Genomic DNA, 16,430 nt, shown 5'->3' with positions numbered 1-16,430 from the left:
ATGCTTCCTTTTTTTTTAGAAGTGATTCCTATACAACTATAACGCTGAGCTTTACGCAAAGAGAAGCGAAGGGTGCGTCCCTCTGCTTCTTTGGGCACATTCCCTTCAAAAGTGCATAGGATAAATTGATAATCTGTGAAGGGATTGAGAAGAATGTACAATAATCCATATATGTATTCATATCCGCAACAACAATATCAATATCCTTATAATGTGAATGTACCTGTTTATAACTATGGAAGTCAGCCTGTTCAATGGGGTTTTCCTAATGAGTATGCAAACTCTTACCGTTTTCCAAATGGTGACGGCAACATTGTATTAAAAGATTATGGTCCAAACCCATATTCCGTTAATATCAATGAAGCAACGAAGCAAAACAATACGTATCGAACCGCTTTATGGACAGGAAATCATTTGCAAGTTACGTTGATGAGTATCAATGTTGGGGATGATATCGGGCTGGAAATTCATCCTGCTGTTGATCAATTTTTACGTATTGAACAGGGCCAGGGAATTGTTCAAATGGGCAAGAGTAGAGATAACCTAACCTATGAAAAAAATGTCGCTGATGATTTTGCCATCATGATCCCTGCAGGAACATGGCATAACGTCAAAAATACAGGCAATATCCCGCTCAAACTTTATTCAATCTATGCTCCACCTAACCACCCGTTTGGCACGGTTCATGTAACCAAAGCTGATGCAGCGGCTGAGCATGGAAGCAACGGGAATGGCAATGGAAATACAGTTGCTTTTGGTAAGACGCCAGACGAATGGGTAAAGTACACCGAATTCCTGGTGAATGAAGGATTAGGGGATGTGAAAAGAGGAATAAATGCCTTACACATTCTTCAAGAATTCATTCTAATGGGAGTTCTCGTCGGGAAAGGGTACACTCCTGAAAAAGCATATGAAACAGTAGAAGCATGGGAAAAAACAGGAAAATCCAAACTCCTGCAGCAAAGCAAAAATCTGTAGAAATGACGGAAGCATAGGGACGTGCCTTATGCTTTTTTTTTATTGAAGCTTTCATCGGATCCTTTAATACTGTGACACTGAACTTTACTCTAAAAGAAGCAAAGAGTACGTCCCTCTGCTTCCTAAAGCTAGCGTTAACTACAGGGAATAGACAATTCCTTGACGGTGGTATATTAATCGATCGTTCCTGTTTGCTTAATTTCAACATTTGCGTTAACAGAAACTTTTACATCTGGATAATACATTTCCCATTGTTTTTTATTAAATGCTCGAAAATGTTCCTTATATTTTGCTCCTAAACCTAATGGATCAACTTGCTGTTCCTTGAGTTTTGTAATAATATGAACAGCTTTTTTTTCTAACTCTTGTTCTATCTCTTTTTGATATTTTTGTTTATCAAATGACTGCCTTTGTTTCTCTGATGGTGCAAATTCTTGAAGTTTTGATTTCATTTTAAGATTAATGATAAATTCCGGTCTGCCCTGAACAATTTTGACTTTATACTCAGGATTTGAATAAAGAGTTTCCAGAACCACCCTATCTCCATTTTTCAACATAAATTCTTGCATACCATTAGTTCTGTTTTTTTCAACTAGTGTCTTGAATATATATATATCTTCCATTGGTATAGAGGTAATATATTTATCATATTTAAAAATCCCAATGCCTGTAATTCTTATGCTGCCATTTACATTTTTTATTATGGGTAAATACGGATCCTGTCCTATTTGAAATAATTGAAATAAAAAAGTTTGTAAATTGGTTCGTGGAAGTTGCCCTAATTCCATGTTTTGGTCAAGCAATTCCTGGACGTAAAGGGAGATATTCTCATTCTTATATTTTTCCATGTTTAACAACTCTTTAGAATTGCCATCGACTATTGCCATTTGAACAATACTTCCGATAGATGGATCACGGTTTATGGTATCTACATAATCATTTATGCCGTTTTCCGCCAATGTTGTCCCATAAATGGCTAATCTAAGTTGTCCGCTAACTAAGCGATGTTGTGTTTCATTATTTATTTTAGTCCGCATTTCTTTACTGGAATGTCCGAAGGCTGATTTGACCTCAGTATGTGAAGAATTGTTTTTTTTATAAATTGGAAATACAAGCGTTCCCTCTATGCCTCCATCGTTTGTCAAATCATAGCCGACACCTTGTATGAAACCAACCTCATTTACAATATTGGTTGGGAGTAAAGAACAACCTGATAAAAAGATAATGATGAATATCCAAATTGCTGCGCGATTAACCACTTTGATTCCCCCTTTTAAGCAAAGTAAAATACATCAGGAGCAGAGGGATATATACATAAAATAGGCTTAAATTCATAAGTGTGACATATTTATCAAGCAATTCCCTGAGGTTATCGTTTGATAATTGACAAATCAATACACTTACAGAACTGAGAAATATCAAGGCATACTTCTGCTTTATATTGTATATTTTCTTTAATCCTCTGCTTGAGCACCATAACAAAAGTGAAATCAATGCAGTGACAATTATTAAATACATAGAGATATACAGATATTCAAATCGCTCTAAATAAGAGAATTTCATTATTTTTATAAGAGAAAGCTCAGGCCAAATCGTCGTTTTTAACTGCTCTTCACTATAAAAAGTAAAAGAAACAATAGTAGAAACTGTATAGAGTACTGTAGTAAAAAGTACACCAAGATGAGCATATTTTTTGGAATCATCTGGATTTCTAATAAATGGATAGTACATTAATAATGCCTCAGTCCCTGCTATGGTGTACATAGAGCTTTTAATCGAGTCAGCCATATCTATAAAAGAATGATTCATAATGGGCAGCAAGTTTGAAAAATGAGCAATCTTTAATGGGAAAAAATATAAAATCAGTATTAATAGTTGCGGAAATATAAATGACAAAAAGGACATACCGACTACAACCCGGAATCCTCCTGAAATACAATAATACACTAACAAGAGGATCAGCATTGAGAGGACCCAGGACGGTAACGTTGGAAACATCCAGACTTGAATAATCTCTATGAATTCAAGCAAAACAGATACACTTGCTAAACCGTAATAAATGATAATAAAAAAACTCAGGAACCTTCCAAGAAACTTACCGAAAGCAGCATTATGAACATCAATAATATCTCCATTTGCTTTTCCCAACAGTTTATACATAAACCAAACGGAAGCCTGGACCAAACACCCTGCGGCTAAGACACCGATCCATGCATCATATCCTGCTTTATCTGCGATCGTCCTTTGAAAACTTAAAATTCCAACACCGACCTGGGAATTGTATATGATAAAGAAAACTAAATAAGGGGAGACTTGGTGCCTTATACTTATTTTCAATATTTAATCACCCTATAAAATTATTCATAAAAATCATTCATTGGCTCAGGCTTTTTTTTGCTGTCTACGAATTTTTTCTTTTTTTGTGGTCTTAAGATTTGTGGATTAAATTTTTGCATGGAAAAAGGGAGTCTTACCCATAAATCTTGAAATGATGTTTTTCGTAAAGGATACTGGCTTAAATAAGGACGTCCAAGAGAGGTTAACCTTAGTAAATGTATCCCTGTATATATTAAGCATAGAAAAACACCTATTAAGCCCAGCCAGGCAGCAAGAAAAATGACCGGAAACTTAATAAAACGGATGGTATTACTAAATTTATATACAGGAGATGTGTACGAAGCTAATGTTCCCATCCCAACGATAATTAACAATACATTACTGGTTAATCCTGCTTCAACAACTGCTTGTCCAATTACAATACCGCCTACAACACCAAGTGATTGTCCAATTTTCAGTGGCAAACGAATTCCTGCCTCCTTTACCATTTCAATCATTAGTTCTAAAAAGAGTGCCTCTAGAAATGGGGGAAAGGGGACAGTTGCTCTTGATCCTACAAGCGGTTCAAGTAAATGAGCTGGTATCAATTCGTAATGATAGGTCATGATTGCCACGTACATCGGAGTGATGAGAGTTGAGATAAAAAAGGAAGCAAATCGCAATAGCCGAAAAAAATTGCTAATAATCCAAGAATAGCTATAATCCTCTATTGCAATAAAGGATTCCATAAAAGTGACTGGCAGGATAATTAAGTTTGGTGATCCGTCAACCGCAATAATAATTTTTCCTTCAGTTAGACCAGCTGCCACCCGGTCTGCTCTTTCCGTTGAAATGGACTGTGGAAACAAAGAATTTGAATTGTCCTCAATCATGGAAGTGATATAGGAACTATCCTGAATATGAACATATTGGATATCTTTGATCCTTTGGATTACTGTGTTTATATTTTCCTGATCAGCGATGCTTTTTACATATAATACTGCTACTCTTGTTTTTGATAATTTACCGACTTTCATTTCCTTGACGATAAGTTCTGATATAGGTAATCTTTTTCGGATTAGGTTAATATTTGTATCTAATTCCTCAATAAATCCAATCTGCGGACCTATTGCAGAGGCTTCTGTTGTTGGTATTCCTACGTCGCGAAATTTACTGTTTGCAATATTCACTAATAAACAATGATCATCATTAGGATGTATTTGAATAGCCATAAATCCATTCAGAATGTTTTGGATAATTTCATCTGTATCCCTGGTAAGGATGATTTCTTGAATTGGAATGATGCTCTTTAACTCTTTTAAGGAAAACTGCTCCTGTAAATAGGGAAGAACATCTTTATGCAAAATATCAGATGAAATAAGCGTGCGAAAATAAGATATCCAAAATGGATCTCCTTCTGTTGAAGATGTATGAGAATGGACGAAGTCATTTGAGTTAGAAAAACTTTCAACCCAATTTTGATTGTTTGTATTGTAGGGGCCCAATCCACCATTATTTCCGCCGCTTTTAAACTTCATAGAATAACCTCTGCAAATGATTTTTTCTTATTTTGTGTGAGGTGTGAGAATTTATACCAATTTATAAGCATGGGGACGTATCTTATGCTTCCTTTTTTATTGAAGCTTCCATCGGATCTTAAAATACTATGAAGTTGAATTTTACTCAAAAGAAGCGAAGGGTACGTCCCTCTGCTTCTTTTCTATCCCGTTGAACTTCACTCTAAAAGAAGTTAAATGGAAAAAGGAGGAATTCGAGTAAGGAATGGAGAATCGGAATGTTGAGAAGTTTTAAATGGTAAAGGAGAGTAAAAATGAAAGAATTGCTAGGGATTTTCATTGTGGTACAGGCAATACTTACTGGACTTATCCTTTATGGTCTGAATTCCATTTCAGATTCGATAATAATCTCAGCAGCACATCAAAAGCATCCACTCAATACACTCGCTTGGGGCGGTGGTTTAGAAACCAGCACCTACATTGTACTGGGGGCAATAGTAATAGTGGGGGTTTATCTAATTTTAACAAAAGATAATAAGGGCAAATGACAGCATAATACTTAAGGAGCTGATCAGATGGTCGATTTTTCAAAAGAACTGAAAAGACTAATGGAAAAGCATCCAGTCCTTACAACAATGGTGTTAACATTATGGATTTGGTATGCATCCTACCGTCTGGGAGGTAACGTTGGGGAGTTTATTGGCAATATAATGAACTAAACCCTGAAGTGCATTGTCAATGAAGGATGAAGAATAACGCTTTATTTGAAATGCTTATTAAGCTAAATTAATAGGTCGGATTGCTGAAAATGTCAGATTGGTGGAGGTGTGGGTGTGACCAAGTTTATAGATGATTTGGCTGGTGCAATATATGATTTCATAAAATTTATCCTCACCAGCATCAGTTATATTATAGGTGGTATGTTACTCGTTGGCACACTCATGTATCTAATTGCATTTTTGTTTATAAGACTTAATTAAACCTTATTTTTCGAAAATGGGTGTTTTGATCTAAGAAAGATTAAGGCACTTTTTTGTTGGAAATCTTATTGAGGTAAGTGCGGGTTAACTTAAGGTGGAATTACCTGGGGAAATATTGAATATCTAGGAGGGTTAACATGTCCGATAAAAAACCCATTAATGATGCAATGGAGCACATGAGCAATATCGAAGGATACCCTACTGATGTAGATTTAAAAAAGCTGCCAAAACCCTTAAGATATTTTGGATATTTCATGATAGGTTTCTTTTCACTATCAATACTCTTTATTATTATTGCTAAGTTATTGACATAACAATCGATTACTTACCGGCTGCTATATGTCGGCTTTCTTAATAAACAAATGATTCATCAAGCGATATTATTAGGAGGTTAAAATGGGAGTTATAATACCAATATTCTCTGTATTATTATCCGCGGGAGTCCACTATTATTTGGGTAAGTCAGGTTTTGGATGGGGGAAAAATATTGATGATGATTAGAAGCATGGGGACGTATCTTATGCTTCCATTTTTTTGTTGAATCTTTCACCGATTCCAAAAAAACTAGAAGCTGAACTTTACATATAAGAAGCGAAGGGTACGTCCCTCTGCTTCCGTTATTCAAAGGTTTTTACTATAGTATAAATAAATAGAAGTTTTAAAGGTGGTTTTTGAGATTAAGAAGTTTGAAGGTATTATCTCTACTGTAGAAGAATTTGAATTGTTCCGTACCTCTGTTGGAACTCCAAGTGAAAGGGCAGCGAATAAAGTGATTTCTTTTATCGACGAGCATGTCAGTGAATTCATTTCAAATTCGCCATTTTTGACGATGGCTACTGCTAACTCAGAGGGGCAATGTGATGTTTCGCCAAGAGGGGACCATCCGGGATTTGTGTCTGTGATTGACGAGCAGCACTTGTTCATTCCAGAGCGTCCAGGCAATAAGAGAATGGATTCAGCACAAAACATCATCACCAACCCTAATATCGGACTCATCTTTTTGATTCCTGGACTGGGAGAGACGTTAAGGGTAAACGGGAAAGCGTATATATGCCGTGATCCTGAGCTTCTTGAAATGAGTGCGGTAAATGGACGAGTGCCGCTATTCGGGATCCTGGTTGAAGTGCAGGAATGCTATGTACACTGTGCAAAAGCGTTAATCCGCTCATCCCTGTGGAAACCAGACTTATGGCCTGAAAAAGAAACTCTGCCATCCGTTCCACAAATGCTAGTCGATCATGCAAAAATACCGAATGTAACATCAGAGGAAGTGGCCAAGTCTTTACAAGAAGGTTATGTGAATAGGCTTTATTAAAGAAGCATGGAAAGGGGAAGCATGGGGACGTATCTTGTGCTTCCTTTTTTTATTAAAGCTTTTCTTGGTTCCTATAATACGATGACGCTAGAAGAAGCAAAGGAAACGTCCCTCCGCTTCTTCTTTATTTCTTCTCATTAATAAGAAGGTTGTGGCAAGTTAGGAGGCCTTCTTTAAACTCCTGACTGACTCTTTCTGAATCGTAGGCACAAACGGAAAGCAGTTTTGTTTCGGAAACAATTTTATCGGCTTCATTTTCTGAATCCAATAATTTTTTACTTACTTCCCGCTCATCACGCCATTCTATATGAGCCCAGCTTCGTACAACCAAATCGAGTACGGGATAACCTGCAATTAATTTCGGGAGATAGTCGAAAATAGAGTTAATTCTGAAGTCTCCCTTTGCGTAATAAAAGTCATAATTATTGACGAACGTCACGTTTTCGAGACGGTTTTTATTCACTAAGGCTGTGAGCTTTTTTTTAATCAATGGAGTAATTCGATCATTTTCTATAATGATACAATGTTCATTCAATTCTAAACCGGAAATGATAAAGTCCACAATATTTGAAACATACTGTTCCTGATCATCAAAAAAATACAAAGCATGTCCCTTGGTAAGGTTTTGTATTTCATCTATTTCTATTAAATGCGTACTTTCCAACTATGCACCCCATTGATATAGACATATAACGCCTGTCTATAAAGTTTAACATACATTGATATGGAAATGGGTTTATCCAGTAAATTTCCATTGCGGAAGCATGGGGACGTTTCTTATGCTTCCATTTTTTATTAAAGTTTATATTGGTTTCTATTATACGTTGACGATAAACAACATGCTTAAAGAAGCGATGGGTACGTCCCTCTGCTTCAAATTTTCTATTCCTTGTAATATGAAAAAAATGGTAATATGTATGTATGACTTAAGTAGGATGGTGGTGCATCCTTCTGTGATTTTTGGAGATTTTGATTGTATTAGCTATTTTCGATAGGGTTCTTGGACTCGGACTTAAAGGGGTCCATCAGGATTTGTTATAGAGGGTTTGTGAGGTTTTGAGTTTTAAAGTGTTTGAGAGCTTTCACGCATTAAAAAGACGAAAAATTATGTATATTCAGCGCAGCAGGAGGAAAAATGGTTTATTTGAAAAAAGCAGTCGAGCAATTTTTGTTATGGATTATTTGTGTATTTTTATTTATTGCGATTTTGTTTTTGCCGAATACGACGAAGTATGAGGTGGGGAAGGGCGGACAATTTGAATCGGCCACCTATGTATATGATGTGGACAAGCACATTGCGAATATTAAGGGTTTCTTTCAGTATATAAAAGAAAACCAGGGGTTGGGGGAAATCATCCCGGGCCAGTCTTACTCGGAAAAAATATTGCCCAAGGCTTGGAAAAGTTTGCTGCTGATAGTGCCAGCCTTGATATTGGCTTTTATTTTTGGTGTATTGAAAGGCATCTTTGATTTCCGGATGCAGAAGCGGAGGCTGAACTTTTTGGGGAACGAGACGACGTGGCTGTTCATCTCGATGCCGGATCTCTTTTTCATCATCATCACTCAAATCGGCTTGATGTATCTGTATGAAAAAGGGCTGTTTTTCCATGTCTCTTTGTATGGCAGTGATAATCTCGAAACTTATGTTGTTTGTATTCTATTTTTATTGATCTATCCTGTTTTTTACCTGGCAAACATCACCAATGTAAGTCTGCGCGAGCAGGAGGGGAATGACTACATCCGAACTGCGAGATCGAAAGGGACGTCTGGCACAAAAATATTGTTCCTGCATGTCTTGAAAAATTCCTTGCCCAAAATCCTTGCGCATGCAAATACCATCACACTCTATGTATTATCAAATCTATTTATCGTCGAAAAACTGACGGATTTCAAAGGAGCTGCCAGTGGGCTGTTCCAGGCAGTCTTTAGCGGAACAAATTTCAACATCGGGCTTGATATCGGGGTGGACGGAGTATCGGCGTTTGGCTATACGATTTTTTTTACATCGATTATTCTTGTTTCGAATTTAGTTGCGCAGATTTTCAGAAGTATCGTCACACCGGCTTCACAGGAGATGAATCATGAATAAATCACTGACAATAGGCTTACTCATACTATCTTTCCTGTTGGTTGTCGCCTTTACAGCGCCATACCTTCCGTTTGTTGACACATCTTTAAAAGAGCAAGTGATGAGGCAGAAAGAAGATGGCGGCTATGAACTGCCGCCTTTCGCCCTATCAAAAGAATACCCAATCGGCTCGGATGCGAATGGGGTCGATTTATTGAGCAAGGTGCTGCTAGGGACGAAGGAAACGCTGCTTACCATTCTGGCGATTGCCCTGATCCGGTATATTTTCGCCATACCACTGGCATTGGCGAGCTTTTATTCGCGATTTTTCCATAAAATCCTCATCGTTTGGAATCGGTTGTTTTCATTCATGCCGCCCATTTTCTTTATCATTTTAATCGTAGGCACACCGTTTATCGTTTTTTCGGAGAATCGGTACCTGTGGTTCATGATCGTTCTTGCACTGATTGAGGTAGGCAGGGTGGCGGATATCTTTTATCAAGGAATGCTGGATATCAAGAAAAAACCTTATGTGGAGGCAGGAATTGTCGCCGGCTCTTCAGCGCTGGCGATGCTGCGGAACTACTATTGGCCGCCGTTAAGACCGTTCTTCATCGTCCAATTTTTTTCGGACTTGGGAAGGATTCTCTTCCTGATCGGGCAGCTCGGAATCGTGGAAATCTTTTTTAGCGTCGAATTCGTTTCACAATTGAGCGGGGGGTATAAAGCCATGAACACCTCTAACATTTGGCCGACCTATTACCTGGATCTCACCAAGCATATCTGGTCGCACCCATGGCTGCCAATCACAGGTACCATTGCAATAGGGATCACGATTTTCGCGTTTTCACTCACAAGCAATGGACTGCAGCAATATTTTGATAAGAAATATAAAAGGATTTAAAGGAAGGAAGCATGGGGACGTACCTTGTGCTTCCTTTTTTTAATAGAAGCCTTCACCGGAGTCTATCATTCTATGGTGCTGAAATTCACTTTAAAAGAAGCGAAAGAAACGTCCCTTTGCTTCGGCGAGGAAGCAGGGGAAATGTCCCCTTGCTTCCAGAAAAAACGTCCCTTTGCTTGTTCTTTTTCCGTTGGGTTGCATCAGCGAATCTGTTACAATATGATTGTTACTCCTCTTAAATCCCCTCAAAATTTTACCTTGAAAGGAGCCCGCCTATCATGCTTCAAAAAGCCCGTGAGTTATTGCAAAATCATTTTGGATATTCTTCGTTTCGCCATGGCCAGGAACAGGCAATCAGTTCTGTACTTGACGGAAAAAATACGGTTTGTGTCATGCCGACTGGCGGTGGTAAGTCGATTGTCTATCAAATTCCTGCGCTTGTGCTGCCGGGTACGACTATTGTTATTTCGCCGCTCATCTCTTTAATGAAGGACCAGGTCGATACGCTTGTCCAGCATGGCATTCCGGCGACCTATATCAACAGCTCGCTGACTGCCGGGGAAGCGGCTGCCCGCATGAATGATGCGCGCAGGGGAAAGTACAAGCTGTTGTACATTGCACCTGAACGTCTCGGTTCGTGGGAATTCATGGACGATCTTCAGGACATGGACATCCCGTTGATTGCGGTCGATGAAGCGCACTGTATTTCGCAGTGGGGCCATGATTTCCGGCCGAGCTATCTGCACATCTCAAGTCTTGCTGACCGCCTGCCAAAGCAGCCAATCGTGCTCGCCTTAACGGCAACGGCTACACCAAAGGTTAGGGAGGACATCTGTGCCTCGCTAAAAATAAATCCTGAAAACACGATCATTACAGGATTTGAGCGGACAAACTTAAGTTTCTCGGTCATTAAAGGTCAGGACCGGCAAGCGTTTATGAAGGAATTTGTGAAAAAGAATGAAAAGGAAGCAGGCATCATCTACACAGCGACAAGGAAGAATGTCGACCAGCTTTATGAATGGCTGAAAAAAGAAGGAATCAATGCTGCCCGCTATCATGCAGGCATGAATGATGAAGACCGGAATAGCGAGCAGGAGCGATTTTTACAGGATGAAACGACAGTGATGGTCGCGACCTCGGCATTCGGAATGGGAATTGATAAAAGCAATATCAGGTACGTGATCCACTTCCAACTGCCAAAGAATATGGAGAGTTATTATCAGGAGGCAGGCCGTGCAGGGCGTGATGGGCTGGACAGCGAATGTATCGTGCTGTATTCGTCGCAGGATGTTCAGGTTCAGCGCTTCCTAATTGACCAGTCCGCTGATCGCGAGCGGATTGCGCCTGAGCTTGAAAAGCTGCAGCAGATGGTCGGATACTGCCATACCGAGGATTGCCTGCAATCGTACATTCTCCATTATTTTGGCGAGACTGAAACAACGCCGTGCGGCCGCTGTGGCAATTGTACCGACGCCCGCAAAACGCAGGATGTCACGAAGGATGCGCAGATGGTGCTGAGCTGCATCATCCGGATGGGCCAGAAATACGGGAAAGCGATGACGGCCAATGTCCTAACCGGTTCGAAAAATAAAAAAGTCATCGAGTTCCGTCTCGATAAACTGCCGACATATGGCTTGATGAAGGATCGGAACGCCAAGCAGGTGAATGACCTGATTGAATTTCTGATTTCCCAGGAGCTGATTGGCGTCGAGCACGGTTCATATCCGACAATCTATGTCCCAGCGAAAGGGAAGGATGTTCTTCTCGGTAAAATTCAAGTTTTCCGCAAAGAGGCAGTCCAGATCAAGCAGGTTACAAATGATGATCCATTGTTCGAGGAGCTGAGGGCCCTGAGGAAGACGGTGGCGGATAAGGAAAAGGTGCCGCCGTTTGTGATTTTCTCGGATTCAGCTTTGAAGGACATGTGCCTGAAGCTGCCGTTAACAGATGCAGAGTTCCTTAAGGTCAGCGGAGTCGGTGAGCACAAGCTGACGAAGTACGGAGCGCCTTTTATCGAGAGAATCATAGAGTTTTGCGAGGAAAACCCGGAGCGGCAGCCCGTGCTGAATGCTGTTGCCGAGCCACCTAAACCAGCAAGGAAGAAAACCGTAGGCGACTCCCATCTCGAAACGTACAAGCTGCATCAGGAAAAACTGTCTGTGAGCCAAATTGCTTCTCAACGTGAGCTCGCGGAAAGCACTGTGGAGAACCATCTGATCCAATGCATCCAGCAGGGAATGGAAGTCGATTATTCGCTGCTGATTCCAGATGAGTCCATCGGTGATCTTGAAAAAGCAGTTGCAGAAGCAGGACGTGACAAGCTGAAGCCGATTAAAGAACTGCTGCCGGATGAAGTCAGTTATTTTATGATAAAAGCATTCTTATATATGTCAAAGCAAAAAGTGAAGTAACAAGTAATCAGTAGAGACGGAACTGTTTAGATTCCGTCTTTTTTGTATTTGATAAAAATAAACACCTCCCAAATTTCGGTTTTTTTAATAAAAACTGGTTATTTTAATAAGAGTAGAATTCTTAGGATGGGTGGAGTGTTCATGACGTCAAGGCGGCACTTATTATTTAATCTAGCGATTACCATGATTCCGTGGTTATCGTTGTTATTTATAGGCAAGCGCAGTATAAAACGTTACAGTTTTGCAGGCGTATTTATTGTGATTTTTGAAATCATCAATCATCTGTATGGGCATAAGCGGAAGTGGTGGAAGTTTTATGATAAGCGGAAATCCTTCATAAAGGATGAACTACCGTTTAGTGTTGGTCCTTACATGCCGCTTTCCATGTGGCTGCTGAAATTTTCGTATGGAAACTTTAAAAAGTTTGTGTTGCTTAATGTAATCGCCGATGGTCTTTTCGCTTTTCTGTTCATTGATGTACTGAAAAAACTAAAAATCATCAGCCTAAACCGATTAAACCATTTTCAATTTTTCCTATATCTGCACTATAAAGCCTACCTGCTATATGGAGTCCAGTATCTAATCGAAAAGTTTAGATTATCAAGATATAGAGTGTTGTAATGGGGACGGTTCTTCTGCTTCCTTTTTCTGCTTTAAGCGAAAGACCATTCTATCCAGAAGGTCTTTTTTATTTTTCAATTAATAAAATGAAGTAGCGAAAAAATAGAATAAAATGGTAATGTGGAGAAAAGAGGTTTGCTTGATAGGAAGTCTCTCAAAAGCTGGTTTTTACGAAGGAGGATAGGCATGCACCCGATTACCATTATTGAAATTTTAATAGCTTTAGGGATTGCTGCAGGGTTCCTTATTCTTGCTTTTATCCTCCCGAAAAAATTCAGGAGGGTCGGCATGTATGTTGTCCTTGCGGCAGCCCTGGCGGAATTGTCTTTTTTCGCTATCAGGCCGATCTGGATCGACTATCATCTGGGAATCAAGATTGAGCAGCTAAATGAATATCTGGAAGATCAGTATCCCGGAGAGAAATGGGAAGTCAGCACAAGGACGAGCCGCAGCTATAATCCCTATCATCTGGAAGTGCGCTTTGCGAATGAAAAAGGCTGGATTTATGCTTATAGGGTGGATGGGGATAAAATAAAACAGGTTTCCGTGGGAGTCCCAGACGACCAATTCTATGAAAGTGGATTGCATTATGAGGGCCTAGGAGAATAATAGATAGGAACATGGGGACGGTTCTCCTGTTCCGTTTTTCTGAAAGGTTCAGTCATTTGAGAAGGACCTAAGCAAACCTGTTGAAGTTTATGCTTCAACGCTTTGTGAAATAATAAAGGAATAGTATATGACGTTATGATACAAGGAGAACAATATGTCTTTTTTTCAGCGAATTAAACGGCCGGGAATCGTAAAATTACACCCAGCCCATATTCTTTTACTCGGATTTCTAGCATTGATTATCATTGGCACCTTGCTATTCATGATTCCTGCTGCAACGAAAGACCGGCATCATTTAAGCTTAATAGATGCGCTGTTTGAAGCTACCTCTGCTGTCTGTGTGACTGGACTGGCAGTCGTCGATACGGGAACGACCTTTACTTTGTTTGGGCAGATCGTCTTGTTAGCTCTTATTCAAGTGGGGGGCTGGGGGTTTATGACCAGCGGAATTTTGATGTTCATTGTCATGGGGAGAAGAATTGGGTATAAACAAAGAATGCTTCTTCAGGAGTCAATGAACGCTTTTTCTTTGCAAGGGATTATCCAGCTGCTTAAGCGCGTGATCGTGATTACGTTAATAGTGGAAGCAATTGGCGCTGTTGCATTATCGATTCGCTGGGCGCAGGAAATGAGTATGGGAAAGGCTATTTATTATGGGATTTTCCATTCGATCTCGGCTTTTAATAATGCGGGATTTGGTCTGGAAGCTGATAGTTTAATGAAATGGGTAGGGGACCCTACCGTAAATATCGTCATTACAGGATTATTCATTATCGGCGGCATTGGATTCTTTGTCATAGCTGATGTTTTTGAAAAGAAAAAAATCACGAAAATCTCTCTGCATACGAAAATAGTTTTAGCGTTCACGTTATTGCTCAACGTTGGCAGCACGGTTCTTATATTTGCCCTGGAATATCATAACCCGGCAACGTTAGGCAGCCTGAGTATAGGAGACAAATGGTGGGCCGCTTATTTTCAGGGTGTCGTGACTCGTACCGCGGGTTTCAATTCCATTGATATCAGCCAGATGACGTTAAGCTCCCTTGTCTTGATGATGGGCCTGATGTTTATCGGTGCTTCCCCGGGTTCAACGGGCGGCGGAATTAAAGTGACCACCTTTGCTATATTGATTTTAACGCTCTGGGCAGTTGTCACGAATAAGGAAGATATCAATATTTTCAAACGGAGAATACCGAGTTCACTCGTATTCAGGGCTTTATCGATTGCTGTATCAGGAGTGATATTCATCTTTGTTATTTTCTTTTTGCTGACCATAACGGAGCGTGGTGCGGAGATGCATCTCATTGCTTTTGAAACCGTATCTGCATTTGGAACCGTAGGGATGAGTGCCGGGTTAACCCCCGACTTAAGTCCATGGGGGAAAATCCTGATCACTATCATGATGTTCATCGGCCGCGTTGGACCATTAACAATGGCCTTCGCACTCGCCATTCATTCCAAAAAGGCAAACCTCCGCTATGCCGAGGAAAAAATCCTCATCGGGTGAACATGGGGACGGTTCTCGTGTTCCAGGTTTTACGGTATATGTGGATGCTTCCTGTGAGTGGGATTTTTATTTACACATCCGTGTAACCTTTTGATCGCACTCTCTGACAAATAGAGTGAAGGATATTTTGATGCATTTATCAGGAGGAGCGGGCAATGAAAAATTTATCAATCATACTATTGCTGCTGGGAATTTTGGTTTCGGGATGCGGAACGGAGAACAAGGTTGCAAATGATGAACCAGTTAATGGTACTGGTGGAGGAGGGCATGGGATCGTGGCAGGAGAAGTGGCTGCAAGTTTGACACAGCAAAGTCCATTGGTTTTTCAGTACGAAGTGAAAAACCAGACGGAACAGGAAGTCACACTAGAATTCACAAGCTCACAGAGATATGATTATTCGGTTAAAAATAAGGACGGCGAAGAAATCTTTCTATTTTCAAGCACAGCCGCTTTCTTACAGGCTTTGGGTGAAGTAACGATCAAACAGGGAGAAACTTTGAGCTATGTCATTGATCTGAAAAAACTTTCCCTCGAAAAAGGAAAATACACACTGACAGTCTGGATGACACCAGCAGGAGGACCAAAATACAAAGCCGAACAGGAATTTTCCGTAGAATAAGGGAAGCAAGGGGACGTTTCTCCTGCTTCTTTTTTTTATGGCCGGGGACGGATCTTATGCTACTTTTTTATGAGCGTTTTGAAGCAGGGGGACGGATCTTCTGCTTCTTTTTATATGGGCGTTTTTAGGCTGGAGGGACGGTAACTTTTTTAACAAGGAATCGTCGAATTGGAAAAGGGGGAAATAGAGATGAGAGCGATGCAGTTCTTTTTTCTGCTGTTGGTAGCGATTTCGGTCATCGTGATTGGCTGTACAGGGAAGCTGGAGAATTCTGATTCGAAAGAGGGGTTTATTTTAGAGAAAAAAGAGGGCCGGATTCTGGTTGTACAGGAGATCAGCCAGGACACGTATAACGATATTAAAGATGTTTCGAGTGAAGCACTGATTGACCAGGGCGGGCTGAAACTCATCTGGCTCACGTATGACAAAGTAGATCAGTTTCAAAAAGGCGACCATGTGGTGTTCTGGACAGAGGGGTCTGTAGCGGAGAGTTACCCTGAACAGGGCCGGGCCAAGAAAGTGGAAGCCAGATAAGCTTTTCGCAATCCGCCCCTCATTATGATAAAATCTGACTTAGCTAATTC

The 16,430-nt window shown here is 40.2% G+C and carries 17 protein-coding genes; 13 read left to right on the top strand and 4 right to left on the bottom strand.

What is annotated here, in order from left to right:
* Positions 1 to 153: 153 nt before the first annotated feature.
* Complete coding sequence (locus V7201_RS12160; protein WP_335377005.1) at positions 154 to 978, top strand: cupin domain-containing protein; 825 nt, start codon at positions 154 to 156, stop codon at positions 976 to 978.
* Positions 979 to 1,151: 173 nt separating this feature from the next.
* On the opposite strand, the gene V7201_RS12155 is transcribed toward V7201_RS12160, so the two are convergent.
* The 3 genes from V7201_RS12155 to V7201_RS12145 are packed head-to-tail and all read right to left on the bottom strand — an operon-like array spanning position 1,152 to position 4,832.
* Positions 1,152 to 2,237 (bottom strand): Ger(x)C family spore germination protein, encoded by a 1,086-nt coding sequence (locus V7201_RS12155; protein WP_335377004.1) that lies wholly within the window; start codon positions 2,235 to 2,237, stop codon positions 1,152 to 1,154.
* Positions 2,230 to 3,315, bottom strand: coding sequence for a GerAB/ArcD/ProY family transporter (locus V7201_RS12150; RefSeq protein ID WP_335377003.1), 1,086 nt, complete (start codon positions 3,313 to 3,315; stop codon positions 2,230 to 2,232). The genes V7201_RS12155 and V7201_RS12150 overlap by 8 nt, the downstream gene beginning before the upstream one ends.
* 20 nt (positions 3,316 to 3,335) lie before the next feature.
* Entirely contained in the window at positions 3,336 to 4,832 is a 1,497-nt protein-coding gene (locus V7201_RS12145) for a spore germination protein (RefSeq protein WP_335377002.1), read from the bottom strand.
* 293 nt (positions 4,833 to 5,125) lie between these two features.
* Here V7201_RS12145 and V7201_RS12140 point away from each other — a divergent pair, with 293 nt between their 5' ends.
* From V7201_RS12140 to V7201_RS12125, 4 genes are all read left to right on the top strand, one after another.
* Positions 5,126 to 5,359: a hypothetical protein gene (locus tag V7201_RS12140; RefSeq protein ID WP_335377001.1), complete on the top strand. Its 234-nt coding sequence runs from the start codon at positions 5,126 to 5,128 to the stop codon at positions 5,357 to 5,359.
* A gap of 27 nt (positions 5,360 to 5,386) precedes the next feature.
* Positions 5,387 to 5,530 (top strand): hypothetical protein, encoded by a 144-nt coding sequence (locus V7201_RS12135; protein WP_335377000.1) that lies wholly within the window; start codon positions 5,387 to 5,389, stop codon positions 5,528 to 5,530.
* Between the two features lie 398 nt (positions 5,531 to 5,928).
* On the top strand, positions 5,929 to 6,105 hold the full coding sequence (locus tag V7201_RS12130) for an amino acid transporter (RefSeq protein WP_335376999.1): 177 nt from the start codon (positions 5,929 to 5,931) through the stop codon (positions 6,103 to 6,105).
* A 350-nt stretch (positions 6,106 to 6,455) separates the two neighbouring features.
* A complete protein-coding gene (locus tag V7201_RS12125) occupies positions 6,456 to 7,106 on the top strand; it encodes a pyridoxamine 5'-phosphate oxidase family protein (protein WP_335376998.1) in 651 nt (216 codons plus the stop codon).
* Positions 7,107 to 7,230: 124 nt separating this feature from the next.
* Here the strand turns inward: V7201_RS12125 and V7201_RS12120 are convergent, their stop codons facing one another.
* Positions 7,231 to 7,770, bottom strand: a complete 540-nt coding sequence (locus V7201_RS12120) for an MEDS domain-containing protein (protein WP_335376997.1) — start codon at positions 7,768 to 7,770, stop codon at positions 7,231 to 7,233.
* Between the two features lie 471 nt (positions 7,771 to 8,241).
* On the opposite strand from V7201_RS12120, the gene V7201_RS12115 reads away from it, so the two are divergent.
* The 8 genes from V7201_RS12115 (at position 8,242) to V7201_RS12080 (ending at position 16,380) form a co-directional block, all read left to right on the top strand.
* Complete coding sequence (locus V7201_RS12115; protein ID WP_335376996.1) at positions 8,242 to 9,195, top strand: ABC transporter permease subunit; 954 nt, start codon at positions 8,242 to 8,244, stop codon at positions 9,193 to 9,195.
* Entirely contained in the window at positions 9,188 to 10,078 is an 891-nt protein-coding gene (locus tag V7201_RS12110; protein WP_335376995.1) for an ABC transporter permease subunit, read from the top strand. Before V7201_RS12115 ends, V7201_RS12110 begins: the two co-directional genes overlap by 8 nt.
* A gap of 278 nt (positions 10,079 to 10,356) precedes the next feature.
* Positions 10,357 to 12,489 (top strand): DNA helicase RecQ, encoded by a 2,133-nt coding sequence (recQ, locus tag V7201_RS12105; protein ID WP_335376994.1) that lies wholly within the window; start codon positions 10,357 to 10,359, stop codon positions 12,487 to 12,489.
* Positions 12,490 to 12,630: 141 nt separating this feature from the next.
* Positions 12,631 to 13,110 (top strand): hypothetical protein, encoded by a 480-nt coding sequence (locus tag V7201_RS12100; protein ID WP_335376993.1) that lies wholly within the window; start codon positions 12,631 to 12,633, stop codon positions 13,108 to 13,110.
* 186 nt (positions 13,111 to 13,296) lie between these two features.
* Positions 13,297 to 13,719, top strand: a complete 423-nt coding sequence (locus V7201_RS12095) for a hypothetical protein (RefSeq protein ID WP_335376992.1) — start codon at positions 13,297 to 13,299, stop codon at positions 13,717 to 13,719.
* A gap of 154 nt (positions 13,720 to 13,873) precedes the next feature.
* Positions 13,874 to 15,226 (top strand): TrkH family potassium uptake protein, encoded by a 1,353-nt coding sequence (locus tag V7201_RS12090; protein WP_335376991.1) that lies wholly within the window; start codon positions 13,874 to 13,876, stop codon positions 15,224 to 15,226.
* A 155-nt stretch (positions 15,227 to 15,381) separates the two neighbouring features.
* On the top strand, positions 15,382 to 15,846 hold the full coding sequence (locus V7201_RS12085) for a BsuPI-related putative proteinase inhibitor (protein WP_335376990.1): 465 nt from the start codon (positions 15,382 to 15,384) through the stop codon (positions 15,844 to 15,846).
* Between the two features lie 189 nt (positions 15,847 to 16,035).
* Positions 16,036 to 16,380, top strand: coding sequence for a DUF3221 domain-containing protein (locus V7201_RS12080; RefSeq protein WP_335376989.1), 345 nt, complete (start codon positions 16,036 to 16,038; stop codon positions 16,378 to 16,380).
* The last annotated feature ends 50 nt before the right edge of the window (positions 16,381 to 16,430 follow it).

It is taken from the genome of Bacillus sp. JJ1122 (assembly GCF_036964885.1).
In the GTDB taxonomy this organism is placed as follows: Bacteria; Bacillota; Bacilli; order Bacillales; family Cytobacillaceae; genus Mesobacillus.
This window is presented reverse-complemented; position numbering and strand designations above follow the sequence as displayed.

What these genes read in the sequence shown, in the direction of transcription:
- V7201_RS12145 (WP_335377002.1), bottom strand. Translation starts at nt 4,832, where the DNA reads ATGAAGTTTAAAAGCGGCGGAAATAATGGTGGATTGGGCCCCTACAAT.
- V7201_RS12115 (WP_335376996.1), top strand. Translation starts at nt 8,242, where the DNA reads ATGGTTTATTTGAAAAAAGCAGTCGAGCAATTTTTGTTATGGATTATT.
- V7201_RS12135 (WP_335377000.1), top strand. Translation starts at nt 5,387, where the DNA reads ATGGTCGATTTTTCAAAAGAACTGAAAAGACTAATGGAAAAGCATCCA.
- V7201_RS12140 (WP_335377001.1), top strand. Translation starts at nt 5,126, where the DNA reads ATGAAAGAATTGCTAGGGATTTTCATTGTGGTACAGGCAATACTTACT.
- V7201_RS12130 (WP_335376999.1), top strand. Translation starts at nt 5,929, where the DNA reads ATGTCCGATAAAAAACCCATTAATGATGCAATGGAGCACATGAGCAAT.
- recQ (WP_335376994.1), top strand. Translation starts at nt 10,357, where the DNA reads ATGCTTCAAAAAGCCCGTGAGTTATTGCAAAATCATTTTGGATATTCT.
- V7201_RS12080 (WP_335376989.1), top strand. Translation starts at nt 16,036, where the DNA reads ATGAGAGCGATGCAGTTCTTTTTTCTGCTGTTGGTAGCGATTTCGGTC.
- V7201_RS12100 (WP_335376993.1), top strand. Translation starts at nt 12,631, where the DNA reads ATGACGTCAAGGCGGCACTTATTATTTAATCTAGCGATTACCATGATT.
- V7201_RS12095 (WP_335376992.1), top strand. Translation starts at nt 13,297, where the DNA reads ATGCACCCGATTACCATTATTGAAATTTTAATAGCTTTAGGGATTGCT.
- V7201_RS12085 (WP_335376990.1), top strand. Translation starts at nt 15,382, where the DNA reads ATGAAAAATTTATCAATCATACTATTGCTGCTGGGAATTTTGGTTTCG.
- V7201_RS12160 (WP_335377005.1), top strand. Translation starts at nt 154, where the DNA reads ATGTACAATAATCCATATATGTATTCATATCCGCAACAACAATATCAA.
- V7201_RS12090 (WP_335376991.1), top strand. Translation starts at nt 13,874, where the DNA reads ATGTCTTTTTTTCAGCGAATTAAACGGCCGGGAATCGTAAAATTACAC.
- V7201_RS12110 (WP_335376995.1), top strand. Translation starts at nt 9,188, where the DNA reads ATGAATAAATCACTGACAATAGGCTTACTCATACTATCTTTCCTGTTG.